Origin of the sequence: Sphingobium sp. B7D2B, assembly GCF_025961895.1 — a bacterium.
Taxonomy (GTDB): Bacteria; Pseudomonadota; Alphaproteobacteria; order Sphingomonadales; family Sphingomonadaceae; genus Sphingobium.
Map to the genome: position 1 here is coordinate 3,197,654 of NZ_JAOQOM010000001.1, position 11,511 is coordinate 3,209,164.

An 11,511-nucleotide genomic window follows, 5' to 3' on the forward strand; every position below is an offset into this window, starting at 1 on the left:
CCGAGTCAGCTCGTCTGAGGGAAGGCGTCAACTTCGTGGGGGAGTAGACATGGCCTTTCCAACCATTTCCAAAATCGCATCGCGCCGGTACGGCGTGATCGTCACTGCCTGTGCGCTAGCGCTGCAAGGGAGCGCTACGCAGGCCCTGACAATCGCCAGTCTTAAGGGCCAAGGCCTCGATCACATCTATGGCAGCTACGCGCCGCGCGGCGATTGCAGCGGGGAGCCCCGCGTCACGATCGACGACAAGGGCATGACCTTCCGCGCCCATGGCCGCACCGTCACGCCGCCACGCGTCGAATATGCAGTGAGCTTCATGGGGCCGAGCTATGAGGGGATCACGGCCGTGTTCATGCCGTTCCCGATCAGCCCCAGCGACTCCGGGCGCGTTTATATGTACGTCAATGATGACGAAAAGGCCGGGGTCATCCGGTTCGAGGACAATCTGATGCGCGGTCAGAGACCTGACCCTTTTCATGCCGCCTTTACGGCAGGCGGTTTGTTCATGCTCTGCAAGGGCAGCGCGGCCGTCGGCAGACCAGCCCCGACGCCACCGCGACCAGCGGTAGCACCGGCCGCCGCCGTGCAGGGCATCCCGGCGGAATGGACGAACCTCGCCAGCCTCGTGGGCAAATATCCGGGCAGCTACGCCAAAGATAATATCGATCTGCTGGATCGCGGCGCCGTCGCGGCGGCGCTCAAGGCCCGGCTAGGGCCGAAGATGGACGTGCTGCGGACCAATCTCTCGGTCGTCACCTCGCTCAAGCGCGTCGGGAATTATTATTATCTCTCCGGCAACGCCCAGCACAAGGGCGGCGAGGAGCAGGCCTATATCATGATCGACCCCGCCCGGCGGGCGGTGCAGGTGGGCCTGTGGGAACGCGGCAAGCTGAGCGTTTACGCCCCCGCCACCGGTACACGGCTGCCCGTCGCGCCCGAGATCAAGACCCTGCTTGATAACAGTCCGCCCGAGACGGCGGTGGCCCTGCCCGGCACGCCGTGGGAAGTCGTGCCCGTCGCCGGGCGCGCGCCCATGGCCTATGTCAGCGCCGCAGCATCCCCCAACATCGAAGCCCTCAGCCTCTATTGCGAGGGCGGGAAGCCTTATATGGCGATGCTGCTCAACAAGCCGACCGCCGGCAACGCCTTGACGATGACCTGGAATTTCGCCGGCCGTCTGGTCAACATTCCCGTCCAGCGTGGCAGCGCCAACGGCACCCACTGGATCGGCGGCATCACCGGCACACCTTTGGTGCCGCTGCTGACCCAGCAGAAAGGAACGGCGATGCTGCGGATCAACGGCAGGCTGGAGGGCGAGGCATCGCTCAGCAATGCGACGATGGCGCTGCGCGCGGCCTTGCGGGGCTGCGTGAAAATGTGATCCGACAGGGGGCGGATGACCTCGCAGGCCATCACTCCCGCCACTTCCCCCGCCCGGCTTTTACCGACGCGCGCTTGGTCTTGCCTTCGACACGGCGCACCTGCGAGGCTTTGGTGGGCTTGGTCGGCTTGCGTTTCTTGGGCACGATGGTGGCCTGCGCGATCAGATCGCACAGCCGCTGGCGCACTTCGCGCCGGTTCTCGAACTGCGAGCGCGAGCCTTCGCTGCGCAAGATGAGCACCCCCTCCCCCGTCATCCGTGTGCCCGCCAGCGCTGCGAGGCGCACCTTAACCGCCTCCGGCAGCGACGACGAACCGGCGACATCGAAGCGCAGAATGACCGCGCTGTCGGTGGTATTGACATGCTGACCGCCAGCCCCGGACGCGCGCGTGGCGCTCTCGAGAAGCTCGTCCTCATCGATGCTGATCGATCGCGTGATCTGGATGCGCGGCATGGCCCCTCATCACCCGGCACGGGGCACGGCCGCAAGAGCCAATCGCTGCCGTGCCTGACGATCAGTTTCCGGTGGTGGGGGCGCCGGGAGACAGTAGCGGCGCCTCACTCGGCACCGAAGGCGAGGACGCGGCGGGAGGCGGGGCGGGATTCGCAGACGCGGGCTGCGATGTGGTGCGTGCAGGCGCGGATCTGGCCGGCGCCGTTGAGGCCTGCCGCTCGGTCCTCGCGGCGGGCGCAGATGCGGGCGGTGCGGCGCGTGTCTGCGCCTGTTTTTGGTTTTGGGCCAGGCGCGCGGCAGCACTGGGCGCAGGCGCAACAGCCGAAACCGGCGGCGCGGCTGCTTCAGGGAGAGGACTGGCGGGCGCAGTGCTGTTCGCAGCGGCCTGGGGCGCCGCGCTCTCCACCGCAGCGGCGGGCTCGCTCGAGGGACCGAAGGCGCCCAGCCGCTCGCCGAGCATGAGCGCCCCCGCCGCAAACAGCGCCAGCGCAATCAGCCCGACCAGGCCCATTGCGGCGATCCACACCGTCCCCATCCGGCGGACGTGGCGGGCGGAGGTCGTCGCCGCATCGCTCAGCTCGCCGGAGAGAGAAACCTCGGTCCAATCCGTCATCGCTCGCCGCATCGCTCCAGCCAGTGGGACCGTGAGCGCCAGGCCAACGAGCGACGCCAGCAGCGCCATCATCATGCCGCCGAAGAAGGTGAGCGCCACTTGCGGGAGGGCATCCGGCCCGAGGCTGTCCCGCGCGAGCAGGCTCAGGCACAGGCCGCCTGCATTCAGCAGAACCAGCATCGTGAGCGCCCAGCGATAGAGCGCGGAGGTCTCCTCCACCAAGCGCGTCATGCCGGTGCCAAGCCGCTCGACGCCACGGCGCCCGACGTCCCGGCCCAGCAACCGCATCTCCTCCGCTTCGCTCACGCCTGCCTGCCCGATCGGCTCCATGGCTGCTTCCCCGTTTCGTTAACCGCCCGATAATCCTGCGCCTGAAGACCATGCGGCGGCCCGATCCGCAAGAGCCAAGAGGCTGGCGCGGGGGACAAGCGGCGCCTAAATGGGCAGGCATGTACGATTTTTCTCCCGCAACGGGCAGCGACAAGCCCGCTCTTTATGCCGATCTCCTCGCTGCGGCCCGTGCGCTGACCGAGGGCGAGCCGGACGCCATCGCCAATATGGCGAATGTCGCGGCGCTGATCTGGCAATATGTCCCGGACCTCAACTGGGCCGGCTTCTACCGGCTGGTGGATGACGTGCTGGTGCTCGGCCCGTTTCAAGGCAAGCCTGCCTGCATCCGCATCGCGCTGGGCAGCGGCGTGTGCGGTAGGGCTGCGGCGACCCGGCAGGTCCAGCGCGTCGAGGATGTCCACGCCTTCCCTGGCCACATCGCCTGCGATGCCGCCTCCGCATCGGAACTGGTCGTGCCGGTGATCCATAAGGGCGCGCTGATCGGCGTGCTCGATCTCGACAGTCCCCGCCCCGCCCGCTTCGACGAGGCCGACGCCGCCGGGCTGGACGCGCTCTGCGCAGCAATCGCCCCCGCTCTGGCAGGCTGACGCACGGGCCTTTCGGCTGATCCACTTTGGGACGCGCGACGGGGCGAGCGGACTCGCCAAGCCGCTAAGGCATTGATAGCCTCCCCTTATCGCTCGCACCAAGGCGCATGACCGCAAGGCGCAACATCGCGGCCGCACGCCCCGAGCGAACTGGAACCGGGGGGCTTTCCAGCAGGGGTCCGGCAGCTTTCGAGCGGCCGGACCCTTAGCGTTTATGGACGGGTGGTGTACACAAGGCGCTCTTGCACGAAAGGGCGGCTTTTCGATTGTAAATGCGAAAGCTGCCCTTGCTGACACGACGCCAATGCAGCCCGAACCTCCGTTCGTCCTGAGTAGCCGCTGAGCTTGTCGAAGCGGCGTATCGAAGGACTGCCCATGCACGGGGATACTTCGATACGGCTCTTCGATTGCGCCTGCGGCGCTACTCAGACCCTACTCAGCACGAACGGTGAAGGTCGGAGATGCCTACCTGCTCCCCATTGGCGCCCCTCCCAGCGCAAGTCGCCGCGCACCCTCGACAAGCCCCTCCAGACGGCCGCAGGCCGATTATTTGAGCACGCGCCCCTCGTGGTCGCGGGTAAGGCTCTGTTCCGGGCGGCCGGCATTCGGGGCATCGGACTGGCCAGCCGGCAGCACCAGCCGCTCCCAGCCGGCACGGCCGAGCTTTTCCATCGGCTGATAGCGGACCTTGTAATTCATCCGGTCCGAGCCTTCGACCCAGTAGCCGAGGTACACATAGGGTAGGCCGGCGCGTTGGGCGCGCAGGATGTGGTCGACGATGATGTAGCTGCCGAGGCCATTGCGGCCTTCCAGCTCCGGCTCGAAGAAGCTGTAGATCATCGACAGCCCGTCGCCCTGCTTGTCGGTCAGGCAGGCGCCGATCAGCCGACCGGGGCGGCCGTCTTCCCCCGGTTCGCGATATTCGATAAGATAGGTCTCGACCGGCGTCTGCTCGACCATGTCGGCAAAATCGATCTCGTCCATCTCAGTCATTCCGCCAGTCGGGTGGCGGGCGGCGAGATAGCGCTGGAGCAGCGAGAATTGCTCGTCGGTGGACCAAGGCTTGCACGCCCGTACGACGAGATCGCTATTGCGGCGCACGAGGCGGCGTTGGGTGGCGTTGGGCTTGAATTCGTTCGCCACGATCCGCACCGAGACGCAGGCCGTGCAATCCGCGCAGCTCGGGCGATAGGCGACGTTCTGGCTGCGGCGAAAGCCGATGCGGCCCAGCGCGTCATTGAGCTCGGACGCGTGCTCACCGGTGAGTTCGGTAAACACCTTCCGCTCCGTGCGCCCGGGTAGATAGGGGCACGGTCCGGCATTGGTCATGAAGAACCGCGGAAAGCGGAAAGCAGCGCTCACATCAACTCCCAGCGGCCCGGCAAAGGCCCGTGATTCAATGGCTCAAGAGACTATGCCTCTATCCCCCCAGTGTGAAAAGAGCATTTACCACGGATTTTTCTGTGCCCGATGGGGCGGGGCTTCGCGCTGCGCGACAATCACGAGCCTTGCTTCTCGCGCCATCCTGATCGATAGTAAGGTAACGAATAATGGAGAGCCTGCCATGGTTATGCTGACCGATGCCGAACAAGCCATGCTGGACGGAGAGTCCGGCGCCGCGACGCAAAAGGCCATGGAACTGCTGATCCGCTATGCCGACGCGCTCGGCGCGGAGCGTTTCGTCGAGACAAACAACGTTGCCGGCGTGCCCGGCTCCGCCCCGCAATGGGTGAAGGATTATTATGCCGCAGATGGCGGAGATTATCGCGCCGTTTTTTCCCGCTTCGATCTCGACAGCGACGAAGTTGTGGAAGTGCCGCGCATGAACGCCTTTTCGTGCCATCTGCAGGGCGGCATGGACCCCACGCTCTGGCAGGAGCAGGGCATGACGACGGAGGCGCACGACAATTTCGTCTCTGACGAGGCGGAAGTCGCCGCCCACGGTATCCAGATCCTCAAGACCTGCACGCCCTATCTCGCCGGCAACGTGCCGGTGATGGGCGAGCACTGCGCGTGGATGGAATCGAGCGCGGTGGTGTTCGCCAACTCCGTCATCGGCGCGCGGACCAATTGCGAGGGGCGCGAATCCACCAGCGCCGCGATGCTGGCCAAGCGCATTCCCGACTGGGGCTTCCACCGCGACGACTTCCGCAAGGGGCAGCATAGCGTGGACGTGCAGGTGCCGGTCGACAGCATCTTCGAATGGGGGATGCTCGGCTATTTCGTCGGCGATGCCGTGCAGGACACGATCCCCGTCATCACCGGCGACATCAGTGAGGCGAGCCTCATCCGCCACAAGCATTTCGGCGCGGCCGCGGCCTCGTCCGGCGGCGTCGAGATGTATCACATGGTCGGCATCACCCCCGAGGCGCCAAGCGTGGAGACGGCCTTCGGCGGAGCAGCCAAGGGCGAGCGCTTCGTCTATGACGCGGCGGCGCGGCGGCGCATCTACGAGACATTGAACAGCGTGGGCTCCAGCGAGGATGTCGATTATGTCATGCTCGGCTGCCCGCATTATTCCATCGAGCAGATCGCCCAGGTTTGCGCGCTGATCGAGGGACGCAAGGTGAGCGCCAACAGCGCCTTGTGGGTGTTCACCAGCCGCGCGGTGAAGGCGACGGCGGACGCCAATGGCTATTCCAGGATCCTGCGCGATGCCGGCGCCTACCTGATGACCGACACCTGCTCGGCGATCAGCCAGGCGGTGCCCCAGGGCACCAAGGTCGCGGCGCTCGATAGCGCCAAGCAGGTGCATTATCTGCCCGCGATGATGGGCATCGAGGGCTGGTATGGCACCACTGCCGACTGCGTGGATGCGGCCTGTACCGGCAAGTGGAAAGGAGCCCTGGCATGAGCGACGTTCTGGACAAGCCCCGCCTCATCATCCGCGGTCGCGCCGTGGTGCCGGGCATCGCCGAGGGAGAGGCGCTGGTGACGCGCGAGACGATCTCCGGCTGGGGCGGCGTCAACCCGATGAGCGGCACGGTGATCGAGAGCCGCCATGAGCTGAAGGGCCAGAGCTTTGCAGGCAAGGTGCTAGTCTTCCCCGGCGCGAAAGGCTCCTCGGGCTGGTCGAGCATTTTCCACATGTCCAAGCTGCGCGGCGCCTCGCCGGTGGCGATGGTGTTCAACATCATGACCACCAAGGCCGCGCTCGGCGCCGTGGTGATGCGCACGCCGACGGTCACCGAGTGCGACCAGGACCCGCTGGATGCCATCCGTACCGGCGACTGGGTGCGGGTGGATGGCGATGCCGGGACGATTACGGTTTGGGATCGCAAGCCCGGGTGAACGGCGGGTGCGGGTCGGCCTTCCCCTGATCCTCATCCCTCGTCATTCCCGCGAACGCGGGAATCCAGCTTCGACACTGTCCCATAACGCAAGCGCTGACCTGGATTCCCGCGTTCGCGGGAATGACGAAGTGTGAGGTTATCCGCGCAGGCTTCGGCTCGCTACCTTACCGCCGCGCCATGATGCTCTGCGCCACGGCCTCGGCGACCTTGATGCCGTCCATCGCCGCCGAGAGGATGCCGCCGGCATAGCCCGCGCCCTCGCCGGCGGGGAACAGGCGCGCGACATTGAGGCTCTGATAATCCTTGCCGCGGGTGATGCGGATCGGTGAGGAGGTGCGCGTTTCCACGCCAGTCATCACCACATCGGGATGATCGTAGCGCGCGATCTGGCGGCCGAAGGCGGGGATCGCCTCGTGGAAGGACTCCAGCACGAACTCCGGCAGGCAGGTGGCGAGGTCCGTCATCTTGACGCCCGGCTTGTAGGAGGGGGTGATGCTGCCCAGTTCCGTGGAGGCGCGCCCGGCCAGGAAATCGCCCACCTTCTGCCCCGGCGCGCAATAGTTGGAGCCGCCCGCGACAAAGGCCAGCGATTCCCAATGCCGCTGCAGCGCGATGCCCGCCAGCGGCCCATCGGGATAATCGCGGGCGGGATCGATGCCCACCACGAGGCCCGAATTGGCATTGAACTCGGCGCGGGAATATTGGCTCATGCCATTGGTGACGACGCGCCCTTCTTCGGAGGTCGCCGCGACCACCCGGCCACCGGGGCACATGCAGAAGCTGTAGACGGTGCGCCCGTTGGCGCAGTGATGGCTGAGGCTATAGGCCGCCGCGCCCAGAACCGGATGCCTGGCGTATCGCCCGTAGCGCGCCTCATCCACCCAGGCCTGCGGATGCTCGATGCGCACGCCGAGCGAAAAGGGCTTGGGCTCGATGAACACGCCGCGCTCGTGCAGCATCTCGAAGGTCGGCCGGGCGCTGTGGCCGACCGCGAGGACGACATGATCGGCCTCCAGAAAGCTGCCATCGTGCAGATGCAGCCCGCGCAGGGCCATGTTGCCGTCCGCGCTACGATCCAGCTCCAGCCCGTCCACCCGCGTCTGCCAGCGATACTCGCCGCCAAGCCCCTCGATGGTGCGGCGCATGCTCTCCACCATGGTGACGAGGCGGAAGGTGCCGATGTGCGGATGCGCCTCGGTGAGGATGTCCTCCGGCGCGCCGGCGCGGACGAACTCCTCCAGCACCTTGCGGCCGAGGAAGCGCGGGTCCTTCACCCGGCAATAGAGCTTGCCATCCGAGAAGGTGCCCGCCCCGCCCTCGCCGAACTGGACATTGCTGTCCGGGTTCAGCTGCGAGCGGCGCCACAGGCCCCAGGTATCCTTGGTCCGCTCCCGCACCACCTTGCCGCGATCCACGATGATCGGGCGAAAACCCATCTGCGCGAGGATCAGCCCCGCGAACAGCCCGCATGGCCCGGCGCCGATGACGACCGGGCGCAGGCCGGACCAGCCCTCCGGCGCGCGGGCGACGAAATGATAATCCGTATCCGGGCGCGGGCGCACATCCTTGTCCCCCGCAAACCGCGCCAGCACGGCGGCTTCGTCGCGCAGCGCGACATCCACGGAATAGACGAGCAGGATCGCGCTCTTGCGCCGGGCATCATTGCCGCGCCGCACGACCTCATGGCTCAGCAGATCGGCCTGCGGAATGCCAAGGCGCGCGGCAATGGCGGGCGCGAGCGCATCTTCCGGGTGATCGAGGGGCAAGGTGAGACCGGTCAGGCGGATCATCGCGCCGCCCTAGCGCGTGTGGGGCGGGAGGGGAATGGGGGTGTTGAGGGCGCCGGTTCATAAAATAGGACGAAGTCTCAGGTGCCGGTCGACGCGGCCCGGGCCGAGCCATGCGGCAACGTTGGCCTGTTTACCGCTCGACTGCGTCGCGTACCAAGTGGGCATTACTGCGGATCAGCAGCGCCCGCCGCGCTTCGAATCCGCCAGCCACCCGCCGGAACAGCTGTGAACAACCTCTCGCAGCCACTCACAATCGACATCCTGATTTAAGCGGCCATCGATACTTACGTATCGTAATGTTATTTTTCGCCTATTTATCATGATGATAACCCGATCAAATCTGCATGTACCTGTAACCAATGCCAATCGGACAGGGTATTGACGATGTTCGTTCAAGCCTTTATGGGATGCGTCACCAAATGATTTAGAGGCTATATGCCATGCCGGTTACTGTTGATCAGCCAGCTCCGTATGCTCCGGCCTCCGCAATTTTGGAGCTTATTGAGCGTCATCGCAACAAAGGCCTCCCCCCCGTGGTCGACGCGGACGTTCTGGCTCGAGCTGGCATCTCAGACAGCCTTATTCCTCGCACCCTTCAAGCTCTGAAAACGCTTGATCTTCTGACCGATGACGGTCGGCCAAGTGAAGTGTTCGAGGGCATCCGTCTTGCACCCACAGCAGAGTATCAGCAGCGCCTCTCCGAGTGGCTGAATGGCGCTTATGCTGATGCCTTGTCATATGTCGATCCGACTACGGACGATGAAGTGGCAATGCGCGACGCCTTTCGGAAGTACATTCCTACTGGACAACAGGGACGGATGGTTACGTTGTTCATGGGGTTGTTCACAGCCGCCGGGGTAATGCCACCAAGAGCAAAAGCGTTACCGCCGCCGAAACGTACTGCGCAAGCAAGCGGCGCAACGAAATCCAAGCCGGGTATTAGCAACTCCCAAAGGACCTCGGTTAGGGCACTTTCCGGGCAGCGCCAACCTCCCCAAGACATGCGCACACCCGCTTTCCCCGGCTCCGTCCCGCCTGCAATCGCCGGCCTACTAGCCAGCCTTCCCGCCAATGGCCGGTGGACGCAGGCGCAGCGAGACAAGTTTATGACCGCGTTTCCAGTGATGCTCGACTTTGCCTTCGAAATTGTCTCGGAAGCCGAAACGGTCGCTGATGACAAAGAAAACGGCGACTGATCAATGACCCGTCGCCGCTTCATGTTCTTGCCCAGCGCATTGCTTTCCACGGCGTGCGCGCTGGGCTCATCGCCGAGCGAAAGGAGGTGCGTCATGTGGTCCATGACCCGGAGATTACCGGCGAGGGGCTGACGCCCAACGTCACCCTGTCCCCTTCCACAAGGGATAAGAGCTTCGGCGCGCTTCCAGTCCAATCGGGGCGCGCCGATGTGCGTATATACAAAAATCCTGAAAATCCGTCTACTACTGTCGGCGTAGTCCGAGTTGCCAACCGAGTACCACGCTTGACCGAATACATCGAGACAAGCGCAATCCGGCAAAATGGATGCTGAAACAAGTTCAGCATGACGTATTGAGTGGCGGGGCCGTCGCGCTATTGCGGGCTACTCCTACTCCTCCCCCTTCAACACCCCCGCCACCAACGGCCCAACCCGCCTCACAATCTTCTCCACGCCTTGCGGGTTGGGGTGGATGCCGTCCGCCAGCATGAGGGTGCGGTTGCCGATCACGCCATCGAGGAAGAAGGGGTAGAGCGGCGCGTCATATTTCTTCGCGAGGTCGGTGAAGATCGGATCGAAGGCCTTGGCGTAGTCGGCGCCCATATTGGGGGCGGAGACCATGCCGGTGAGCATGGTGGGGATGCCGCGCTTTTGCAGCTCGGCGAGGATCGCATCGAGATTGGCGCGGGTTTCCTTCGGCTCCAGGCCGCGCAGCATATCGTTGCCGCCGAGGCCGACGATCACGAGATCCGGCTTGCGCTCCAGCCCATCCAGCGTGAAGGCGAGGCGCTGGCGGCCGGCTGCGGTGGTATCGCCCGAGACGCCGGCATTGACCACCTGCGCGGGCACGCCCTGCCGCTCCAGCGCGCGCTCCAGCACGGGGGCAAAGCCCTCGCGTGGCCCAAGATTGTAGCCGGCGTAAAGACTATCCCCGAACACCACGACCAGCTTGCGGTCCGCAACCGGGGCGCTGCTGGCGTTAGCGGCATTTGCCGTATTGGAGAGGGCTGCGGCGGCGTTATTGCCGGCACTGGCATCCCCCTGAGTGTCGGGACTTTGTGGAGAACAGGCGAGCAGTGCTTGGACAAGCAGCAGTGAGACACCATAACGAGTAAACGTCTTTGCCACGCGAGGCCCTTTCCGCATGCATGCACCCATCGATGCCTCCCATATCGCGATCCGCGCCCGCAATGTCACCCTCTCGCTCGGTACGGGCGAGGCGAAGGTGGATATCCTCAAGGGCGTGGACCTGGACATAATGCGCGGGGAGAGCATTGCGATCCTCGGCGCCTCGGGATCGGGCAAGTCCTCGCTGATGGCGGTGCTCTCCGGCCTGGAGCAGGCGAGCAGCGGCAGCGTGAGCGTGGCGGGCACGGATTTCAGCACGCTGGATGAGGACGGGCTGGCGCGGGCGCGGCGCGGCCAGATCGGCATCGTGCTGCAGGCATTCCACCTGCTGCCGACGATGACGGCGGTGGAAAATGTCGCGGTGCCGCTGGAGCTGGCGGGGCTTGAGGACGCCTTTGCGCGAGCGCGCGCGGAACTGACGGCGGTGGGCCTTGGCCATCGCATCGACCACTATCCCGCCCAGCTTTCCGGCGGGGAGCAGCAGCGCGTGGCGATTGCGCGCGCGGTGGCGCCGGGGCCGCAGATCATCTTTGCCGATGAGCCGACGGGCAATCTGGACGGGCACACCGGCGCGGCGATCATCGACCTGCTCTTCACCCGCCAGCAGGCGAGCGGGGCGACGCTGATCATCATTACCCACGACCCGGATCTCGCGCAGCGCTGCGACCGCATCGTGGAAATGCGCGACGGGCTGATCGTGGAGGGCGCGCCCGCATGAG

General features: G+C 65.3%; 11 protein-coding genes. 6 read left to right on the plus strand and 5 right to left on the minus strand.

Translation table 11 applies throughout. From position 1 onward, the window contains the following. Positions 1-49 precede the first annotated feature (49 nt). Entirely contained in the window at positions 50-1,381 is a 1,332-nt protein-coding gene (locus M2341_RS14795; protein ID WP_264585752.1) for a hypothetical protein, read from the plus strand. Between the two features lie 31 nt (positions 1,382-1,412). On the opposite strand, the gene arfB is transcribed toward M2341_RS14795, so the two are convergent. Then, entirely contained in the window at positions 1,413-1,835 is a 423-nt protein-coding gene (gene arfB, locus M2341_RS14800; RefSeq protein WP_264585753.1) for an alternative ribosome rescue aminoacyl-tRNA hydrolase ArfB, read from the minus strand. Positions 1,836-1,896: 61 nt separating this feature from the next. After that, positions 1,897-2,778, minus strand: a complete 882-nt coding sequence (locus M2341_RS14805; RefSeq protein WP_264585754.1) for a hypothetical protein — start codon at positions 2,776-2,778, stop codon at positions 1,897-1,899. 119 nt (positions 2,779-2,897) lie between these two features. Here M2341_RS14805 and M2341_RS14810 point away from each other — a divergent pair, with 119 nt between their 5' ends. Next, positions 2,898-3,386, plus strand: coding sequence for a GAF domain-containing protein (locus tag M2341_RS14810; protein ID WP_264585755.1), 489 nt, complete (start codon positions 2,898-2,900; stop codon positions 3,384-3,386). A 546-nt stretch (positions 3,387-3,932) separates the two neighbouring features. On the opposite strand, the gene M2341_RS14815 is transcribed toward M2341_RS14810, so the two are convergent. Next, a complete protein-coding gene (locus tag M2341_RS14815; protein WP_264585756.1) occupies positions 3,933-4,748 on the minus strand; it encodes an arginyltransferase in 816 nt (271 codons plus the stop codon). 202 nt (positions 4,749-4,950) lie between these two features. Here M2341_RS14815 and M2341_RS14820 point away from each other — a divergent pair, with 202 nt between their 5' ends. Next, positions 4,951-6,240 (plus strand): aconitase X catalytic domain-containing protein, encoded by a 1,290-nt coding sequence (locus M2341_RS14820; protein ID WP_264585757.1) that lies wholly within the window; start codon positions 4,951-4,953, stop codon positions 6,238-6,240. After that, positions 6,237-6,677 (plus strand): aconitase X swivel domain-containing protein, encoded by a 441-nt coding sequence (locus M2341_RS14825; RefSeq protein WP_264571294.1) that lies wholly within the window; start codon positions 6,237-6,239, stop codon positions 6,675-6,677. The genes M2341_RS14820 and M2341_RS14825 overlap by 4 nt, the downstream gene beginning before the upstream one ends. Positions 6,678-6,843: 166 nt before the next feature. Here the strand turns inward: M2341_RS14825 and M2341_RS14830 are convergent, their stop codons facing one another. Then, positions 6,844-8,469 (minus strand): NAD(P)/FAD-dependent oxidoreductase, encoded by a 1,626-nt coding sequence (locus M2341_RS14830; protein WP_264585758.1) that lies wholly within the window; start codon positions 8,467-8,469, stop codon positions 6,844-6,846. Between the two features lie 440 nt (positions 8,470-8,909). Between M2341_RS14830 and M2341_RS14835 the strand changes: the two genes are divergently transcribed. Then, positions 8,910-9,665 (plus strand): DUF5343 domain-containing protein, encoded by a 756-nt coding sequence (locus M2341_RS14835; protein WP_264585759.1) that lies wholly within the window; start codon positions 8,910-8,912, stop codon positions 9,663-9,665. Positions 9,666-10,054: 389 nt separating this feature from the next. Here the strand turns inward: M2341_RS14835 and M2341_RS14840 are convergent, their stop codons facing one another. Continuing rightward, entirely contained in the window at positions 10,055-10,810 is a 756-nt protein-coding gene (locus tag M2341_RS14840) for an arylesterase (protein WP_264585760.1), read from the minus strand. Here M2341_RS14840 and M2341_RS14845 point away from each other — a divergent pair. Beyond that, a complete protein-coding gene (locus M2341_RS14845) occupies positions 10,809-11,510 on the plus strand; it encodes an ABC transporter ATP-binding protein (RefSeq protein ID WP_264585761.1) in 702 nt (233 codons plus the stop codon). The genes M2341_RS14840 and M2341_RS14845 overlap by 2 nt on opposite strands. Position 11,511 lies beyond the last annotated feature (1 nt).